This window comes from Thioalkalivibrio sp. ALJT (assembly GCF_000381825.1).
Lineage (GTDB): Bacteria > Pseudomonadota > Gammaproteobacteria > Ectothiorhodospirales > Ectothiorhodospiraceae > Thioalkalivibrio.
This window is the reverse complement of record NZ_KB907131.1, coordinates 21,514-40,174: the sequence shown is the minus strand read 5'-3', so window position 1 is coordinate 40,174 and position 18,661 is coordinate 21,514. Positions and strand designations below refer to the sequence as shown.

General features: G+C 66.0%; 18 protein-coding genes and 2 riboswitches. Of the genes, 7 read left to right on the top strand and 11 right to left on the bottom strand.

Going from position 1 to position 18,661, the window contains the following annotated elements:
* Together G332_RS0111275 and G332_RS0111270 are read left to right on the top strand one after the other, a co-directional pair.
* Positions 1–819, top strand: a complete 819-nt coding sequence (locus G332_RS0111275) for a thymidylate synthase (RefSeq protein WP_019627099.1) — start codon at positions 1–3, stop codon at positions 817–819.
* 17 nt (positions 820–836) lie between these two features.
* Positions 837–1,334, top strand: a complete 498-nt coding sequence (locus G332_RS0111270) for a dihydrofolate reductase (RefSeq protein WP_019627098.1) — start codon at positions 837–839, stop codon at positions 1,332–1,334.
* Between the two features lie 226 nt (positions 1,335–1,560).
* Here G332_RS0111270 and znuB read toward each other — a convergent pair whose 3' ends face one another.
* Positions 1,561–2,382, bottom strand: coding sequence for a zinc ABC transporter permease subunit ZnuB (znuB, locus tag G332_RS0111265; RefSeq protein ID WP_019627097.1), 822 nt, complete (start codon positions 2,380–2,382; stop codon positions 1,561–1,563).
* The gene (gene znuC / locus G332_RS0111260; RefSeq protein ID WP_026340816.1) at positions 2,379–3,233 is read right to left on the bottom strand and encodes a zinc ABC transporter ATP-binding protein ZnuC; all 855 of its coding nucleotides are present in this window, start codon (positions 3,231–3,233) and stop codon (positions 2,379–2,381) included. The genes znuB and znuC overlap by 4 nt, the downstream gene beginning before the upstream one ends.
* A gap of 54 nt (positions 3,234–3,287) precedes the next feature.
* On the opposite strand from znuC, the gene znuA reads away from it, so the two are divergent.
* Positions 3,288–4,328: a zinc ABC transporter substrate-binding protein ZnuA gene (znuA, locus tag G332_RS0111255; protein WP_019627095.1), complete on the top strand. Its 1,041-nt coding sequence runs from the start codon at positions 3,288–3,290 to the stop codon at positions 4,326–4,328.
* Positions 4,329–4,649: 321 nt separating this feature from the next.
* On the opposite strand, the gene G332_RS0111250 is transcribed toward znuA, so the two are convergent.
* The 8 genes from G332_RS0111250 to G332_RS0111215 all read right to left on the bottom strand — a co-directional run bounded on the left by G332_RS0111250 (position 4,650) and on the right by G332_RS0111215 (position 14,619).
* A complete protein-coding gene (locus G332_RS0111250; RefSeq protein WP_019627094.1) occupies positions 4,650–5,009 on the bottom strand; it encodes a diacylglycerol kinase in 360 nt (119 codons plus the stop codon).
* 86 nt (positions 5,010–5,095) lie between these two features.
* Positions 5,096–7,840, bottom strand: a complete 2,745-nt coding sequence (locus G332_RS12930) for a PAS domain S-box protein (protein WP_019627093.1) — start codon at positions 7,838–7,840, stop codon at positions 5,096–5,098.
* A gap of 229 nt (positions 7,841–8,069) precedes the next feature.
* Entirely contained in the window at positions 8,070–9,575 is a 1,506-nt protein-coding gene (gcvPB, locus tag G332_RS0111240) for an aminomethyl-transferring glycine dehydrogenase subunit GcvPB (protein WP_019627092.1), read from the bottom strand.
* Between the two features lie 82 nt (positions 9,576–9,657).
* Entirely contained in the window at positions 9,658–10,185 is a 528-nt protein-coding gene (gene tpx, locus G332_RS0111235; RefSeq protein ID WP_018867859.1) for a thiol peroxidase, read from the bottom strand.
* 62 nt (positions 10,186–10,247) lie between these two features.
* The gene (gene gcvPA / locus G332_RS0111230) at positions 10,248–11,600 is read right to left on the bottom strand and encodes an aminomethyl-transferring glycine dehydrogenase subunit GcvPA (RefSeq protein ID WP_019627091.1); all 1,353 of its coding nucleotides are present in this window, start codon (positions 11,598–11,600) and stop codon (positions 10,248–10,250) included.
* 84 nt (positions 11,601–11,684) lie between these two features.
* The gene (gene gcvH / locus G332_RS0111225) at positions 11,685–12,077 is read right to left on the bottom strand and encodes a glycine cleavage system protein GcvH (RefSeq protein WP_019627090.1); all 393 of its coding nucleotides are present in this window, start codon (positions 12,075–12,077) and stop codon (positions 11,685–11,687) included.
* 74 nt (positions 12,078–12,151) lie between these two features.
* The gene (gene gcvT, locus G332_RS0111220; RefSeq protein WP_019627089.1) at positions 12,152–13,255 is read right to left on the bottom strand and encodes a glycine cleavage system aminomethyltransferase GcvT; all 1,104 of its coding nucleotides are present in this window, start codon (positions 13,253–13,255) and stop codon (positions 12,152–12,154) included.
* A 116-nt stretch (positions 13,256–13,371) separates the two neighbouring features.
* A riboswitch (glycine riboswitch) is annotated at positions 13,372–13,481 on the bottom strand.
* A 1-nt stretch (position 13,482) separates the two neighbouring features.
* Positions 13,483–13,585, bottom strand: a riboswitch (glycine riboswitch).
* A gap of 113 nt (positions 13,586–13,698) precedes the next feature.
* Positions 13,699–14,619, bottom strand: coding sequence for a ZIP family metal transporter (locus G332_RS0111215; protein WP_026340815.1), 921 nt, complete (start codon positions 14,617–14,619; stop codon positions 13,699–13,701).
* 170 nt (positions 14,620–14,789) lie between these two features.
* Between G332_RS0111215 and G332_RS0111210 the strand changes: the two genes are divergently transcribed.
* Both G332_RS0111210 and nadC read left to right on the top strand, forming a co-directional pair.
* Positions 14,790–16,181: a sodium:alanine symporter family protein gene (locus G332_RS0111210; RefSeq protein ID WP_019627087.1), complete on the top strand. Its 1,392-nt coding sequence runs from the start codon at positions 14,790–14,792 to the stop codon at positions 16,179–16,181.
* Positions 16,171–17,079: a carboxylating nicotinate-nucleotide diphosphorylase gene (gene nadC, locus G332_RS0111205; protein WP_019627086.1), complete on the top strand. Its 909-nt coding sequence runs from the start codon at positions 16,171–16,173 to the stop codon at positions 17,077–17,079. Before G332_RS0111210 ends, nadC begins: the two co-directional genes overlap by 11 nt.
* A gap of 234 nt (positions 17,080–17,313) precedes the next feature.
* Here nadC and orn read toward each other — a convergent pair whose 3' ends face one another.
* Complete coding sequence (gene orn, locus G332_RS0111200; protein ID WP_019627085.1) at positions 17,314–17,877, bottom strand: oligoribonuclease; 564 nt, start codon at positions 17,875–17,877, stop codon at positions 17,314–17,316.
* Positions 17,878–18,002: 125 nt separating this feature from the next.
* Here orn and G332_RS0111195 point away from each other — a divergent pair, with 125 nt between their 5' ends.
* Both G332_RS0111195 and G332_RS0111190 read left to right on the top strand, forming a co-directional pair.
* Positions 18,003–18,323, top strand: coding sequence for a cytochrome c (locus G332_RS0111195; RefSeq protein WP_019627084.1), 321 nt, complete (start codon positions 18,003–18,005; stop codon positions 18,321–18,323).
* Positions 18,316–18,651, top strand: a complete 336-nt coding sequence (locus tag G332_RS0111190) for a 4a-hydroxytetrahydrobiopterin dehydratase (protein ID WP_019627083.1) — start codon at positions 18,316–18,318, stop codon at positions 18,649–18,651. The genes G332_RS0111195 and G332_RS0111190 overlap by 8 nt, the downstream gene beginning before the upstream one ends.
* Positions 18,652–18,661: the final 10 nt, after the last annotated feature.

Here is an 18,661-nt window from a genome sequence, read left to right as displayed (position 1 = left end):
ATGCAGCAATACCTCGATCTGGTGCGGCACATCCGCGACCACGGCACCGATCGTCCGGACCGCACCGGCACCGGGACCCGCTCGGTGTTCGGCTACCAGATGCGCTTCGATCTGGCAGAGGGCTTTCCGCTGGTCACCACCAAGCGCACCCACCTGCGCGCAGTGATCCATGAGCTGCTGTGGTTCATCGCCGGCGACACCAATATCCGCTACCTGCGCGACCACAAGGTCCGCATCTGGGATGAATGGGCGACCGAGGACGGTGACCTGGGCCCGATCTACGGTGCGCAATGGCGCAACTGGGCCGGGCATGACCAGCTCGCCGAGCTGATCGACAATCTGAAAAACCGGCCCTATTCCCGACGCCATGTCATCAGCGCCTGGAACGTGGCGGACCTGCCGGACGAGTCCGTCTCGCCGCAGGCCAACGCCGCGGCCGGGCGCATGGCCCTGGCGCCCTGCCACACCCTGTTCCAGTTCTACGTGGCCGATGGGCGGCTGTCCTGCCAGCTCTATCAACGCAGCGCCGATGTATTCCTCGGGGTACCGTTCAACATTGCCAGCTACGCCCTGCTGACCCACATGCTGGCGCAGGTGACGGGCCTCAAGCCGGGCGACTTCGTGCACACCTTTGGCGACGCCCATCTTTACCGCAATCACGAGGGACAGGTTGCAGAGCTCCTCGGGCGCGAGCCCCTGCCACTGCCCACCCTGCACCTGAACCCGGACGTGACCGACCTGTTCGCCTTCACCTTCGACGATATCGAGGTCCGCGACTACCAGTCCCACCCGCCGATCAAGGCCCCCATCGCGATCTGATCCAGCCCGGAGCCCGCATGCCCCAGCCCGAGATCCACCTGATGGTCGCGCTCGATCCCGAGCACGTGATTGGTCGCGACAACGACCTGCCCTGGCACCTGCCCGCCGACCTGCAGCACTTCAAGCGCATCACCGCCGGGCATCCGATGATCATGGGACGGCGAACGTTTGAATCCATCGGTCGCCCTCTGCCCGGGCGCCGCAACCTCGTGCTGACCCGCCAGCCGGACTGGCGGGCAGACGGCGTGGAGGTATATCGCAACCTGGACGCGGCCCTGACGACCATCAACACGGGCCCGGCCTTCGTGATCGGAGGTGCCGGCCTGTTCGCGGAGGCGTTGCCACACGCCGACGTGCTGCACCTGACCCGCGTGCACGAGTGCCACGCCGGAGATACCTTCTTCCCCGCGATCAACCCCGAGGACTGGGACGTCGTCTGGTCCGAACACCACACGGCCGACGACCGCCACGCCTGCCCCTTCACCTTCGAACGCCTCGAACGCCGCCCCCGCTGATCACTCTCCAGAACCCTTTGATCAGATACCAAAAAGCCCGCTCAAGGGCGTTAAAGGGAAGATGAAAGAACTGGAAGAATGATGTAAATACGGACGCTCCGACGCGCACGGACCTGCGCCAACGGCACAGTCCCGATGCAGAGTTCTTCCAGACTGCCTTTCTTCCTGTTGCAGCTTCCGGCCTTGCCCCGGCTTTTCTGCGGGTCTTTGTGGTGAACAAGGCGGTTCAGCGGTCACCGAAGCGAGGGATCAGGCGGCCGGGAAACAGATGCACCAGGATAAAACCCAGCATCGCCGCGACCACGATGGTCGGGCCGGTCGGGGTGTCGAAGAGCAACGATCCCCACAACCCGGCGCCCACCGCCAGCATACCGACCACCGCCGCCAGAATGGCCATCTGCTCGGGGGTGGAGGCAAAGCGCCGGGCACTGGCCGCCGGGATGATCATCAACGCGGTAATCAGCAGCACGCCCACCACCTGCATCGCCGCCGCGATCACCAGCGCGATCAGCAGCATCAGGCCCAGCCGCACCAGCACCACCGGTACCCCCTCCACCTGGGCCAGTTCCTCGTGCACCGTCAGCGCCAGCAGCGGACGCCACAGCAGCACCAGCAACAACAGTGCCACCGCCCCGCCGATTGCGATCGCCACCAGGTCAGACGTCCCCACCGCCAGGATGTCACCAAACAGATAGGCCATCAGGTCCACCCGCAGCCCCTCGATAAAGGCCACCGCCACAATCCCCAGCGACAGCGCGCTGTGCGCCAGGATCCCGAGCAGCGTGTCCGACGCCAGCTCCTGACGGCGCTGGAGAATCACCAGCAGCATCGCGATAGCGACGCAGACGATGGTCACCATCAAATTGAGGTTCAGACCCAGCAAAAAGCCCAGCGCCACGCCCAGCAGCGCGGAGTGCGAGATCGTGTCACCGAAATAGGCCATGCGTCGCCAGACCACGAACGCACCCAACGGCCCGGCGACGACCGCCACCATCAGGCCCGCCAGCACCGCCCGGAACAGGAAGTCGTCCAGCCAGGCTTCAATCATCGTTTTGGCAATCCCCGTCGGTGATGATCGCAGTGTCCGCTACCTTGCGACTCACCGCTGCCGTTGTCGTCCAGCCCGCGCACCTCACCATGCAGATCGTGGACATGGTTGTGGTCATGCTTGTAAACGCCGATCCCCCGCACATCCGCGGTCGGAAACAGACGCTGGTATTCCGGATGGCGCGAGACTTCCTCCGGCCGCCCCCTGCAGCAGACATGCTGGTTCAGACAGATCACGGCATCCGCCCCCGCCATCACCAGATGCAGATCGTGCGAGACCATCAGCACCCCGCAGCCCGTCTCGCACCGGATGTCGTCGATCAGGCGAAAGACCTCGCCCTGCCCGACAATATCGACACCCTGCGCCGGCTCGTCCAGCACCAGCAGATTGGGCCGATTGAGCAGGGCCCGCGCCAGCAGCACCCGCTGCATCTCGCCCCCGGACAGCGACTGCACCGGCTTGTCCAGCAGGTGCGGGACCCCTACCCGCTCCAGGTGCGCGAGCAGCCTGGCCCTTGGTGCACGCTGACGCAGTGTCAGGAACCGGCGCACCGACAGCGGCAGTACCGGCTCGATCTGCAGGCGTTGCGGCATGTACCCAATGCGCAGCCCGCGCCGGCGCTTGACCTGGCCCTGCGTCGGCTGCCACAGCCCCAGCAGCACGCGCAACAGCGAGGTCTTGCCCGCCCCATTGGGGCCGATGACCACCGCCACCTCGGCCGGCAGGATCTGCACCGATACGTGATCGAGTATCCGCTTGTCCCCGCGCTCCAGCGAGACCTCACGGGCATCGAGGAGCGGGCTGGGGTCCGATTCCGGCACGGACGAAGAGGCATGGCTTCCCTGGCTCATTTCGATATACTATAACGTTTCGTGATTACGATCAGACCCGCTGGAGACCCTGTCATGCACCCTCGCCCCTCGTTCAGCACTGCGATGCTGCTCCACCTGCTGGTCATTCTGTGCCTCCTGCTACCGGGAGCGGCTGTTGCGGCAGACAAGCCGCGCATTGTCGCAACCATTCTACCGATTCACAGCATCGTCTCCGCCCTGGGCGAAGGCGCCTTCGAAGTAGAGCTGCTGATCCCTGCGACCGCTTCGCCACACGGGTATGCCATGCGCCCGTCCGAGGCTCGTCGCCTGCAGAATGCGGACATGGTCGTCTGGGTCGGGCCGGACCTCGAAACCTTCCTGGAACGCCCGCTGCGCAGTGCCGGAAACCGTGATCTCGTCAGCCTGATGGACGACCTGGACCTGGATCTGAAGCCCACTCGCGAAGGGGGCGTCTGGGAGCATCACCACCATGGACACGGTGATCACGGCCACAGCCACGACGACCGGCATCATGGCCACGGGCACGACCACGGGCATGACCACGGGCATGACCACGGGCACGACCACGGGCACGACCACCATCACGGCGATTACGATGCCCATATCTGGCTCTCGCCGGCACTGATGCGCGCCACCATCCGGCAACTCGCCGATCGGCTGATGGAATGGGCCCCGGACCACGCCGAGACCGTGGCAGCCAACCGCGATACCCTGGTCGAACGCATCGACGAACTGGATGGGCGCCTGGCGGAGCAACTCGCCCCAGCACGCGAAGAAGCGTTCATCGTGTTCCACGATGCCTACCAGTATTTCGAGCAGCACTATGGCCTGAATGCGGCCGGCTCGATCAGCATCGATCCCTCGCGCAGCCCCGGCGCACGGCGCATCAGCGAGCTGCGCGAACGTGCCGCCGATGACGACGTCGTCTGCCTGTTTACCGAACCGCAGTTCCGGCCCGCACTCGCCGAGACCGTGGCCGAAGGCACCGGGACCCGCCTGGGTATGCTCGACCCCATCGGCACGGACCTGGAACCCGGCCCGAACGCCTGGTTCGAGCTGATGCAGGCCATGGCCGACGGCTTCACCGACTGCATGGCACCCCAAACACCCTGACCGCCCTGCGACACCAACACCCATCACCCCGGAAGCCGCGCAGCGGTCATCCGGGACTTCGGGCCCTGGGGCACAACCGACGCCGGGCATCCCGGCTCTCCGCTGCACGACGGCCAGGATGCCCCGCCACCGCGGGGGAAGATCGGCATCCGGAGTCAAGCAAGGCCCGGCTTGGGACTGCCCCGCCCCTGCAGGGGCCTGCGCGCAGGCGAACACCCCGCCGCGTACCCAACCCACCGGGGGCGGGGGCTTCGCCGCCAGGACGGATCTTACGGTGTCCGGGGACGGCAAGCTGAATGGGCAAGGGATTCGGCCCGGCGATCACAGCAGGACCAGCCCCCAGACCAGCGCCGCCAGCAGGAGACTGACCAGTACCGCAGCCGAGGCCATGTCCTTGGCCCGCGCCGACAACGGGTGAGGGTCATCACCAAAGCGGTCGATCGCCGCCTCTACCGCGGAGTTCAGCAGTTCCACCACCAGGACCAGTAGTACGCTGGCGACCAGTAGTGCCCGCTCCACGCCGTCCTGCCCCAGCCAGAACGCCAGCGGCAGCAGTACCGCCGCCAGTGCCAGTTCCTGACGAAACGCGGCCTCGTGCCGAAACGCCGCACGCAGGCCGCGCCAGGAATACACCAGGGCGCGCGCGATTCGCACGAATCCGGTATTGCCGCTCGCCGCCATGGCTCTGTCCTTGCAACCGGATCGCACCGGTTGGAATCGTTCGGATCATTACGCCCGTCAGGACGCCGAGCGATCCCTCGCTACGGTTATCCCCCGCTCGCCTGATCGACCTCGACCCGGTCCACCTCGACCCGGTCCACCTCGACCCGATTGCGGCCCGCGTTCTTGGCGCGATAAAGGGCCTGGTCCACGCGGCGCAAAAGCTGCTTGCGCGGCTCGCCGGGGAGATACTCGGCCACACCCAGACTGATGGTCACCGTGCCCACTGCGGCGCAAGGCGTCCCTGCGACCCGTTCCCGCAGAGTCTCCGCGACGGTTGCGCCACTGTCCAGATCGGCGGCCGGCAACAGCACCATGAACTCCTCTCCGCCCCAGCGGCCCAGCACATCGGAGTCGCGCAGACGCGATGCCACCCGGTCCGTCACATCCTTCAGGACCTCGTCACCCACGTCATGCCCGAAGCTGTCATTCACGCGCTTGAAATGGTCGAGGTCGAACATCACCAGCGCAAACGAGCCGCCACTGCGATCCACCCGGCGCATCTCGCGTTCCAGCAATTCCTCGAAATAGCGTCGATTGGCAATCCCGGTCAGACGATCGTACAGCGCCGCGGATGCCAGTGCCGCATTGCTTTGTTCGAGTTCGAGCTGGGTCTGTTTCAGTTCGGTCACATCCACCGCCGTGCCCGCGACCCGCGTGGTTTCCCCCTCCGCATCCTCAACCGGATAACAATGCGCCTGGATCCAGCGCAACTCGCCGTCCGGCCGATGGATGCGGAAGGTGACGTCGGTCGATCCCCGTTTCAAGGCACTGCCCATAAAGATCGCCTCGACCTGCTGGCGGTCCTCCGGATCGACCGCCTCGAGCATCGCGCCCGGATCCGCATACAGCGCCTCCCGGCTGCGGCCCCAGACCGCTTCGTAGGCCGGATTCACATACAGAATCGCGCACTCGTCGCGCAACCAGAACACCTCGTTGACGCTCCCAGCGAGCTGGCGGAACCGTGTCTCGCTCTCACGCAGGGAGGCCTCCATCTGCACCTGGTCGGTGATATCCACTATCACCCCGTACCAGACGACGCTGCCATCACCACGTCGCTCCGGTGTAGCCCGCCCCTCGATCCAGAGCGTCCCGCGTGTCGGATGACAGACCCGCAGGCGCAACTGCCAGGGGGCCAGGGTACGAGAAGAGTGCTCGTTACTGGCATCGAGCCGGGCCCGATCGTCGGGGTGGACCCGTTCCAGTACCTGTTCGGGATGCTCGCGGGCCTCGTCCGGCGTCATCCCGAACACCCGCTGGATCCCGGCCGTGACCAGCGGGAAGACCATGCGGCCATCCGGGTATCGCCGGAATTCGTAGATCGCACCTGGAAGCTGACCGGCAGCCCGGGTCAGTCGGCGTTCGCGCTCGGCGTGCAGTCCCAGGTCCTGGAACGACACCACCGCGCCGTCCACGTTTCCCTCCAGGTCTTCGACCGGGGCCGCATATACCCGTACCGGGACCGGAGCTCCATCGGCACGCCAGAAATGGTCATTCCAGGCCCTCAGCGACTCGCCGGTGGCCAGTACGCGATGGATCGGGCAGTCCTCGGCCGGGTATGGCGTACCATCCACACGGGTATGGTGAGAGGCGGTGTGCGAGTTCAGCCCCAGGGCCTCGGCCTCACTGGAAAACCCCAGCAGGCGGCAGGCCGCCGGGTTCATAAAGGTATAGCGGCCCTCCCGGTCGATCCCGAACACGCCCTCGGCCAGTGCCCCCAGCATGCGCGACCGGAGCAGTTCGCCCGCATGGGCCTCGGTGATGTCCTCGATCATCCCGTCATGCACCATGCGGCCCTCGGCATCCTGCATCCGGTGCGCACTGACCCGTGCCCGGAATACCCGCCCGCGGAGGCTGCGCAGCGTCACTTCCCGGCCCGCGACCCTTCCCCGCTGATCGAGCTCCCGGCTCAGATCCTCGTACGCGGCCGGGTCCACATACAACTGGCGCACCGGCAGGGCCCGCAACCGTTCTTCGGCATCTGCCTCGAACAGCGTCAGCATCGCCGGATTCAGGCGCCGGAGATGGCCATCCGGTCCTGCCCCACTGCGGTACACGCCTACCGGCAGGTTGCGAACCAGCTCGCTGTAGTACTCCAGCTCGTGTTCATAGCGCCGGGCTGCGCTCACATCGTGGATGATGGAATACAGATAGGTGCGACCACCCAGCTCCACCGGCCCCGAATACACCTCCACCTCCAGGATCTCGCCGTTCCGGATGCGGTGGCGGAAGCGGAAGAAGCGCCGATTCTCCGAGGCCGCAAGGGCCATCTCGGCCTTGACCTCCTCGGGTGTCAGGGTATTGATCTCCTGGATCGACATGCGCCGCAACGCAGCGGTCGAATATCCATACAGGTCGGCCGCCGCCGGGTTGGCATCGACGATCGCCCCGTCGTCCGGATCGACCAACAATTTGGGTGCCGTGTTGCGGGTAAAGGTCTGTGCGTATACCGCATCGGCCGCTGCTGCTGTATCCGGCAATGGCTGCACGGTCACCACTGCCGCTTCCTCCTGGCCCGTACCGGGCGCAACCTCCAGTTGGACGGCCCGGGGCTCGCCCTGCGCATCCTGTGGCAGCAGCCGCAGACCGAATACGGTACGCGGCTGCACCTGGACGAGTGCAGCCTGCAGGGGCTCCACATCGCCTGCAAGCCACTGTTCCGGCGCCAGTCCGGTCAGCGCCTCCGGCGCACAGCCAAGCCACGCTGCCAGGCGAGGATTACCCCGCACGATGCGGGCATCGTGCGGGTCCAGTAGCGCAAGCCCCACCGGTATACGGTCAAACAAGCTCATGCGGATATCGTCCGAGAAAATACCTGCCGATGCGAATTCCCCAAGTATGCAGGCCGCACGCGTTCACGGCGACAAACCCACGCCGCTGCGGCGTACCCGCCCGCTGACGGGCATCGCCGACCGGCCGAGGCCGCCCCCGTAAACGCAGAACGCCCCCGAAACATCGGGGGCGCTGACAACAGGACCTTGCGGGCAAACCGGAAGAGGCCGCCCTGCCGCATGGGACGTCCTAACCGCTGGTGCCGGTGCGGGCCAGCGTATCCGCCTCGGCGGGGGCCTCGAACACCACATTCAGGGCCTTGGCGGCGGCGACCTCGTTGAAGCGGCGGTTCGGCAGGTGATGCGGCGCAGCCTTGATGGTGTCGATATCGCGGCCGGCCTCTTCCAGGATCGCCGCCATCGCTGCGACGAAACCGTCCAGCGTCTCTTTCGACTCGGTCTCGGTGGGCTCGACCAGCAGACACTCCGGCACCAGCAGCGGGAAATAGGTAGTCGGGGCGTGGTAGCCATGGTCCAGCAGGCGCTTGGCGACATCACCTGCCGTCAGGCCCGTCGACTTCGCCTGCTTCTTCAGCGTGACGATGAACTCGTGGGTCGCCCGACGCTCGGGATAGGCCAGATCGAAACCGGCCCGTTCCAGCTCGCGCGCCAGGTAGTTCGCGTTCAGCGTGGCGAATTCGGACACGCGCTGCATGCCTTCGCGTCCCAGCATGCGCATGTATACATAGGCGCGCAGCAGCACCCCGGCGTTGCCGGCAAACGCGGCCAGCCGACCGATGGTCTCCGGGTAGTCCGCCTCGGTCGCGAAGCGATAGCCCTCGGCGCCGTCCTCGATCACGTGCGGCACCGGCAGATGCGGCAGCAGACGCTCGCCCACACCCACCGCACCGGAACCCGGACCGCCCCCGCCATGCGGCGTGGAGAAGGTCTTGTGCAGGTTCATGTGGATTACGTCGAAGCCCATGTCGCCCGGGCGCACCTTGCCCAGGATCGCGTTCAGGTTGGCGCCGTCGTAGTACAGCAGGCCGCCGGCGTCGTGCACGATTTTCGCGATCTCGGAGATGCGGCGCTCGAACACGCCCACGGTGGACGGGTTGGTCAGCATGATCCCGGCGGTCTGCGGGCCCACGGCCTCCTTCAGCGCCTCGATGTTCACGTCGCCGCTCGCGTCGGTGGGGATCTCGCGCACCTCGTAGCCGCACATGATCGCGGTGGCCGGGTTGGTACCGTGGGCGGCGTCCGGGACGATGATCTCGCGGCGCTCGGTATCGCCGCGGGCGTCGTGGTAGGCGCGGATCATCGCCACGCCAGTGAACTCGCCCTGCGCACCGGCCATCGGCGCCAGCGACACGGCCTTCATGCCCGTGACTTCCTTCAGCATCTCCTGCAGCTCGAACATAGTGTGCAGGAAGCCCTGGCTGTGGCTGGCGGGGGCGTGCGGATGCCGGTTCAGGAAGCCGGGCAGCATCGCCAGACTGTTACAGGCGCGCGGGTTGTACTTCATCGTGCACGAGCCCAGCGGATAGAACTCGGTGTCGATGGAGAAGTTTTTCTGCGACAAGCGCGTGTAGTGGCGCACCACGTCCAGCTCCGAAGCCGCCGGCAACCCCGGCGCGGACTTGCGCTGCAGATTCGCGGGGATGCGGGTCGCGGCGTGGTCGCGCGGTGCCTGGGCGACAGCCGAGCGGCCGGCACGGGAACGTTCGAAGATCAGATGGGCGTCTGTGGTGCTCATAGCGGTTTCTCGCTTGCGTATTCGGGTGACGACGGCCGAGCTCTGGCCCGGCCGCCGGCGGCGCAGTGGTTCTCCGCGCCGGTTACTGGGTGGGGCTCAGGTTAGCCCGGTCATCCAGGGCCGCGAACGCGGCGTCGTAGTCCGGTTCGTCGCCGATCTCGGAAACCAACTCGGCATGCATCACCAGGTTGTCAGTATCCAGCACGACCACGCCGCGGGCGGTGATCCCGGCCAGCGGGCCGTCCTGGATCAGCACGCCGTAGTCCTTGGCGAAATTGCGGTCGCGCATCATCGACAGCACGGTCACGCGCTCGAGGTTCTCGGCGGCGCAGAAGCGGCTCATCGCGAACGGTAGGTCGGCGGAGACGATCAGGATCTCGAGGTCCGGACGGCTGGCCACCATCTCGTTGAACTTCTTGGTGGAATCGGCACAGACCGGCGTGTCCAGGCTGGGCACGATGGAGATCAGCTTGCGCTTGTCGCCGAAGTCGGCGAGCGAGACATCCTGCAGATCCTTATTGGTCAGCTTGAAGTCCGGGGCCGGCGAGCCCACATGCGGCAGGTCGCCGTTGGTGTTGATCGGGTTACCTTGCAGCTTGATTTCGGCCATGGTTGCCTCCCGGCGTTGTGTGTATGGCGCGTGGTGTCGTTGACACGGGGAATCGAACCGCCTCAGGCGGCCTGCTCCCACGTGGTCACGTACTGCTCGAGGTCGGATTCGGTCTTGGTCTCGGTGGCGCAGGCCAGTACGCAGCCATCCAGCTGCGCATAGTCGCGGCCCAGTTCGAAGCCTGCGAGCACACCGGCGTCGGCCATCGTCTGCACGCGGTTGGCGGCATCTCCGCCGAAGTCCAGCGCGACCTCGTGGAAGTATTCGCCGGTAAACCGCGGCTTGATGCCCTTGGCCGCCAGCTTTTCCACCAGTGCATGAGTGTTGGCATAGCAGGCCTCGGCCACGCGGGTCAGGCCCTCGTCACCCAGCAACGACATGTGAATCGTCGCGGCGGTGACCACCAGGCCCTGGTTGGTGCAGATGTTCGAGGTCGCCTTGGAGCGGCGGATATGCTGCTCGCGCGCCTGCAGGGTCAGTACAAAGCCGGGCTTGCCATCGGCGTCCTCGGCACGACCGACGATGCGCCCCGGCATCTGCCGGATGTGCTTCTTCAACGTGGTCATGAAGCCGAAGTACGGCCCGCCGGAGGACAGTGGCGCGCCCAGCGGCTGCCCTTCACCGACGACGATATCCACGCCGTTGGTGCCCCACTCGCCCGGAGGCTTCAGCAGCGCCAGCGAGACCGGGTTCACCACGGCGATCACCGGGATGCCGCGTTCCTCGGCCCAGCCGGTCAGGGCGTCGACGTCTTCGAGGATGCCGAAGAAATTCGGCTGGCTGATCACCATAGCGGTGACGTCCTCGTCGGCATACGGCGCCAGGGCATCCACCGGGGTCTGGCCGGTGGTCTCGTCGAACGGCAGCTCCACCAGCTCGATGCCCTGGTTGCCGATCAGCGTCCTGACCACCTTGCGATAGTCCGGATGCAGCGCGCCCGGCAGCAACACGCGCTTGGACTTGGAGCGGCGGTTCACCCGAACCGCCATCAGCACGGCCTCGGCCAGGGCAGAGGCGCCGTCATAGAGGGAGGCGTTGGAGACCTCCATCCCGGTCAGGCGGCTGATCATGGTCTGGTATTCGTAGATCAGCTGCAGCGTGCCCTGGCTCGCCTCCGCCTGGTACGGCGTGTAGGCGCTGTAGAACTCGCCACGGGTGGCGATCTGCCACACGGCGGCCGGGATATGATGCTCGTAGGCACCGGCCCCGATGAAATTCGATGCCATGCCGTCCTTCGCCGCCCGCTCCTGCATCAGGCGGGTGATCCCCATCTCGTTCTCGCCCTCCGGGATCCCCGTGAGCGGCGGCGAACGCAGATCGGCGGGGATCTCGTCGAACAGGTCCTCGACGGATTCGGCACCGATGCGGTCGAGCATGGCGCGGATGTCTTCTTCGGTATGCGGGATAAACGGCATGTCAGGTCTCGCTTTCGCCGATTGCGGCGAACTTCGGTTGGGTCCCAGCCGGACGCGGCCGGGACCGATGATGCACAGCTACGCTCAGGATTCGGCCTCGACGTGCGCGGCATAGGCATCCGCGTCCATCAGGGCGTCCAGCTCGCCGGCATCGGAGGGCTTCACCTTGAACAGCCAGCCGTCCTCAAAGGGCGACTCGTTGACCTTCTCCGGGCTGTCGGCCAGCTCTTCGTTGATCTCGGTCACCTCGCCGGAAATCGGCGCATAGATATCCGAGGCAGCCTTGACCGATTCCACGGTCGCACAGGCCGAACCGGCCTCGAGGCTGCTGCCCGTTTCCGGGGCCTCGACGAACACCAGATCGCCCAGCAGTTCCTGCGCGTGATCGGTAATACCCACGGTCACGCTGCCATCGGCCTCGCTGCGCACCCACTCGTGGCTCTTGGTGTACTTCAGGTCCTTCGGTGCTTCGCTCATGACGTCTTCCTTTTTCGTTTGGATCCCGCCTGCGCAGTGTAGTCCGCCACAGGCAGCATGAGGCAGTCCTCGATTCAGTTTTTCGGCAGTTCGACCTGCGGCTCGCCGTTACGCACGAACACGGGCTTGACCACTCGCACCGGCAGCTTGCGACCGCGAATATCGGCCTGCAGTTCCGCGGCGTCCACCGCAGCCGGGATGCGCGCGAACGCAATGGATACGCCCAGGCTCGGCGAGAAACTGCCAGAGGTGACCACGCCATCACCGACCGGGGTCTCGATCCGGGTGCCGCCACGCAGCACGCCACGACCCTCCAGTACCAGCCCGACCATGCGCTCCGGCACACCCTCGGCCTTCCACTGCTCAATGGCCCTGCGGCCGATGAAGTCACGCTCGGCATCCTTCAGGGCGATGGTCCAGCCGAGATTCGCGGTCAGCGGATTGGTCCGGTCGTCCATGTCCGTGCCGTAGAGGTTCATGCCGGCCTCCAGCCGCAGGGTGTCCCGCGCACCCAGGCCAATGGGGTTCACGCCGGCGGTCTTCAGCTGTTCCCAGAAGCCTTCGGCCTGCTCCGCCGGCAGCATCACCTCGAAGCCGTCCTCGCCGGTGTAGCCGGTGCGGGCGACGAACCAGGTGTCATTCCAGACCGCAGAGAACGGCTTGAGATCCCCGGCGCCACGCAGGTCCTCCGGCAGCAGCGGCAGGGTCTTCTCCACCGCCTGCGGTCCCTGGATCGCGATCAGCGCGAACTCCGGGCGCGGCTCGACGTGCACGTCGAAGTCCTTCGCGACCTGCTGCATGTGGGCAATATCGCCCTCGGCAGTCGCGGCGTTGACCACGGCGCGGTAATTCGTGCCGCCGGTCCAGTAGATGATCAGGTCGTCGATCACGCCGCCGTCCGCATTCAGCATGCAGCTGTACAGGGCACGCCCCTCGGTCTTCAGCTTGGCGACATCGTTGGCCAACAGGTAACGCAGAAAGGCCTGCGCCCGGGGACCGTGGATATCGACAACCTGCATGTGCGAAACATCGAACATACCGGCCCCAGCGCGCACCATCTTGTGCTCCTCCATCTGGGAGCCGTAATGCAAGGGCATTTCCCAGCCAGCAAAGTCGACCAGCTTGGCCCCCGCGCGCTGATGCGCGGCATGGAGAGGAGTTGTCTTCAACGTCGTCATGGTGGTCCCGCCTTGCGTCCGTATCGTGGTCGGCCCCCCGGCCGTGCCAGTGGAACCGCGAGTCCCGGCCCCGGCGCCGGGCATAAAAAAGGGGCGGCCAGCAGGGATCATCTGCTGGCCGCCCCTCTGTCCTGAAACCTGAGAGTTTGCGCCGTGCCAGCGATTATCCGCTGCAGGGCCGCCCCCTTCGGTGGGCCGTCGCCGGCCGCTCTCCAGAGTGTGTCTTCTGCACCGTTCCGGTCCGGTAGCCTGAGCGATTCCGGGCGGGTGTTGCGCCTTCGGCGTCTGCTCATCGCACTCGCGATTGCAGAACTCTTCCAGAACGGTGTGCGGGCGCTGTCAGCCTCCCGCAGACGAAACTAATTGTAGACCAAAATATCTCCCGAGCGAAAGCCCGGACCAACGGCGCCGCCTTTCCGCCACCGGTTTGCCAGCCTGCCGCTCTACAACGCCAGATCGATCGCAATCAGCGCCACGAACCCGACCAGCACACCCACGGTCGCCTGAGCCTCGTGCCCCTTTCGGTGCGACTCCGGGATAATCTCGTGGCTGATCACGAACAACATCGCCCCCGCCGCGAACGCCAGTCCCCAGGGCAGCAGAAACTCCATCAGCGTGATCGCGCCCGCCCCGATCAACCCGCCGATCGGCTGTACCAGCCCGGTCAGCAGCGTCACGCCGAAGGCAGCCCACTTGCTGTAGCCCAGCGACAGCAGCGCGATCGCCACCACCAGCCCCTCGGGCATGTTCTGCAGACCGATCGCGATCGCCAGCGTCACGCCATCGGAGACCTCCTCGCCGCCGAAGCCCACCCCGACCGCCAGCCCCTCCGGGAGGTTGTGCAGGGCGATCGCAAAGATGAACAGCCACACCCGCCGGATCTTCGCCGGGTCGGCCCCGCTCTGCGGGCCGATATGGAAATGCTCGTGCGGCACGCATTTGTGCAAGGCGAGCAGTGCGCCGCCCCCGAGCGCCATGCCCACCGACAGCACCAGGATCGCCATGCCAACACCACCGTACTGCGCCTCGGCCTGCTCCACCGAAGGCAGTACCAGTTCGAAGGCAGTGGCGGACAGCATAACCCCGGCCCCGAAGCCCATCATCGCGTCCTCCACCGACTGGCTGATCCGGCGCAGGAAGAAGATCGGGAGCGCACCGACGGCGGTCATCAGACCCGCCACCAGGCTGGCCAGCACACCGATCTGCAAGGTGCTCAGCCCTGTCAGACGCCCCTCGAGCAAAGGCCACAACAGACTGACCAGCCAGATAAACACGGCCAGGACAACCAATGAGCCAATCAGAAAGATCCGGGGTACCGGCTTGCCGTGATCGTGCTCGTTCACGGAGGGTGAAGGCTGGCTCATGTGTCGTCCTTGATGGTCAATCCATGCTTATTGAGCCACGTGAGCCCCCCACAATCCACAGACGTGCACTATCGCCGCGTTCGCCCGAACCTATCGTAAACGCCGGCTGCGCGCGGTAGAGTTTTCCACCAGCGCCGCTGCAACCTAACCCGGACGACAAGGACCCTGCGATGCTCGACACCATCGACCAGTTCCTCGGCGACACCGCCGGCCTGCTCTGGGGCAACCCCATCACGCTGATCCTGCTACTGGGCACGGGGCTCTACCTCACCATTCGTCTCGGCCTGGTGCAGGTCGTCGCATTCCGCGAGGGCTGGCGCGCGCTGCGCGGCACCGACGGCCGCAGTGGCGGCAACGGCCAGATCTCGCCGTTCCAGGCGCTGTCGACCGCCCTTTCGGGCACGATCGGCACCGGGAACATCGCCGGCGTGGCCACGGCCATCGCGCTCGGCGGCCCCGGCGCCCTGTTCTGGATGTGGGTAACCGCCTTTTTCGGCATGGCCACCAAGTTTGCCGAGACCACCCTGGCCGTGCGCTACCGCGAGATCGCCCCGGACGGCAGCATCGCCGGCGGCCCGATGTTCACGCTGCTGCACGGGCTGAACATGAAGAAGATGGCGATCCTGTTCGCCGCCTTCACGCTGATCGCCTCGTTCGGCATCGGCAACATGGTGCAGGCCAACTCGGTGGTCGACGGCCTGACCTTCATCGTGCCGGACCTGCGCGCCGATGACGACATCATGGGCTGGATGGCGCTGATCATCGGCCTGACCATGGCCGTACTCGTCGCGCTGGTGATTATCGGCGGGGTCAAACGCATCGCGATGATCGCCTCGGCCATCGTTCCGTTCATGGCCGTGGTGTACATGCTCGGTGCGTTTGTGGTGATCGTCGCCAATATCGAGGCCGTCCCGGCCGCGGTCGCCACCATCCTGAACCTGGCCCTGAACCCGTGGGCCGCCGGCGGCGGCGCCATTGGGCTCGCCATCCAGTACGGCGTCGCGCGCGGCATGTTCTCCAACGAGGCGGGCCTGGGTTCCTCCGCCATGGCCCACGCCGCGGCCAAGAACGGCGATCCGCCGCGCGAAGGCTCGGTGGCCATGCTGGAGCCGTTCATCGACACCATCGTGGTCTGCACCCTCACCGGGCTGGCCATTGTCGTGACCGGCGCCTACATCGACCGTGCCGACGACGTGGTCGGCGCTTCGCTGACCGCCACCGCATTCAGCTCCACGCTGGGTCCGTTCGGCGCCATGCTGGTGGGCATCAGCCTGATGCTGTTCGCCTTCTCCACCATGATTGCCTGGTCCTACTACGGCGACCGTTCGGCCTACTTCCTGTTCGGCGAGGGTGCCGTCATGCCCTACCGCATCGTGTTCGTGATCCTGATCGTGATCGGCGCCACCATCCCGCTGGGCGTGGTCTGGAACTTCTCCGACATCGCCAACATCCTGATGGCCGCGCCCAACCTGATCGCGCTGATCCTGCTCGCCGGCCTGGTGAAGAAGCTGCGCGACGACTACGTGCAGCGGCGCCCGATACCGGATCGTCATGACGGATAAAGCCCCTGTCGCAGACAGCCTCAGCGACCCGTTCGCCCAGGGCCCGGCGCGGCCCGATGCCGCCATGCTCGTGCGCGAGGTCGAGACCGCCCTCGCGGAGGACCTGGGCCCCAACGGTCTGGACGGCGACCTCACCGCCGCCCTGGTCCCGGCCGAGCGCGTCGCGCGCGCCACGCTGCTGCTCAAAGAGCCCACGATCGTCTGCGGCCAGGCGTGGTTCGAACGCGTGTTCACCCGCCTAGCGCCGGAGACCCGCATCGACTGGCAGGTACCCGAGGGCGCCCGGGTAACCGTGGAAGGCGAACCCCGGGTGATCGCGACCCTCGAGGGGCCGGCCCGAGCCGTCCTGGCCGCCGAACGGGCGGCCCTGAACCTGCTTCAGACTCTGTCCGGAACCGCCAGCGAAACCGCGCGCTGGGTCGCTCGTCTGGAGGGCACCGAGAGCCGCATCCTGGACACCCGCAAGACCCTCCCGGGGCTGCGCCACGGGCAGAAATACGCAGTGCGTTGCGGCGGCGGCTACAACCACCGCCTGGCGCTGTGGGATGCAGTCCTGATCAAGGAAAACCACATCGCCGCCTGCGGCTCCATCGCCGCGGCCGTCGCACGCGCCCGCGAGCTGGGCGCCGGGCGCTGGATCGAGGTGGAAACCGAAACCCTGGACGAGGTGGACCAGGCCCTGGCGGCCGGCGCCGACGTGATCATGCTCGACGAACTCGCGCGGGAGGACCTGATCGAAGCGGTGCGGCGTATCCGCGGGCAGGCCGTCTCCGAGGCATCCGGGGGCATCACTCCGGAGACCCTGGTGCAGGTGGCGGCCACGGGCGTGGATTACATCTCCGTGGGTGCGCTGACCAAACATCTGCACGCGGTCGACTACTCCCTGCGCCTGGACTAGCCGCTCGACCGGCACGCGGGCTTCGTGGTGCCCTCGGTCCGCCGCCTGCCTTGTTGTGGCCTGGCGTGCTTAGGCATCGGGGGCCTGGCATGCCCACGGTCCACCGCCTGCGCTGCTGTGGCAGGTCCTACCACCAGCAGGCAGGCGCAAATCAATGCCACGCGGGACACCCAACGGCGAACGAAGGAGGGTCGAAAGTCGAGTGCGGGCACTGGCGGGTGCCCGAGAACCGGCTCAGTTCTGGGAGGCTGGCGGCAGCTGGATAAAGCGCTCGCGATACAGGCGCAGCTCATCAATGGAATCACGAATATCCTGCAGCGCCTGATGCGAGGCATTCTTGCGCAGCTGCGCAATCACATCCGGGGCCCAGCGCCGTGCCAGCTCCTTCAATGTGGAGACATCCAGGTTGCGGTAGTGAAAGTATTGCTCCAGCTCGGGCATCAGACGTGCCATGAAACGCCGATCCTGGCAAATCGAATTGCCGCACATCGGCGATGCCCCTTTGGGCACGTACTGCGCCAGGAATTCCAGCGTAGCCCGTTCCGCATCACGGATTTCCACCGCACTGTTGCGCACGCGCTCGATCAGCCCCGAGTTCCCGTGGGTGCGCTGATTCCAGGCGTCCATGCCCTCCAGCACCTCGGCTGGCTGGTAAACCGCCACTACCGGGCCTTCCGCGAGGATATTCAGGTGCTTGTCGGTAACGATGGTCGCCACCTCCAGAATGCGATCGGTCTGTGGTTCCAGACCGGTCATCTCGAGGTCGATCCAGATCAGGTTTTCGGCGTTCACGGCCATGCAATCTACTCCTTCGGCACCGGTCCTCGCGCACTGGCCCGGACCTTTCATCTGCGGCGGGAGTCTATCATCATGACTCCGGGACCTGTGTCCCGGATCTCAACCCCCGCCAAAAGGAGGGAACGATGCGACGCACCCAAGCACCCATTACCGCCAGCACCGCCGCGCTGGTCCTGAGCCTGACCGGCGCCCAGGCCGCGCTGGCCGACGATATTCGCGCAGGACAGCAACTGCACGCCGACAACTGCATCAGTTGCCATGCCGACATGGTCGGGGGCGACGGCTCCGGGCTGTACACCCGCGATAACCGCATGGTCGGCTCGCATCCCGAACTCGTCGCGCAGGTAAACAACTGCAATGTCAATCTCGGAACCAACTGGTTCGACGACGAGGTGGATGCCGTGGTCACCTATCTCAACGCGGAGTACTATCAGTTCGATGAGTGACTTCAAGACTCGCCACTGTCAGTCCTGCGAGGGCTTCACCGACCCAATGCCGCGGGCCGACGCCGAGCGCGCCCTTGGTCAGCTTGCCGCTGGCTGGGGCCTCGACGAAGCCGGCAGAAGCATCCAGCGCTGCTTCAAGTTCAAGAACTACCACGAAACCATGGCATTCGTGAACGCGGTCGCCTGGATTGCACACACCGAAGACCACCACCCCGACCTGGCGGTGGGCTATAACCGATGCGCAGTCGAATTCTCCACCCATGCCATCGGCGGTCTCAGCGATAACGACTTCATCTGCGCCGCGCGTATTGATGCCCTGTTCGAGTAACCCCTGCCCC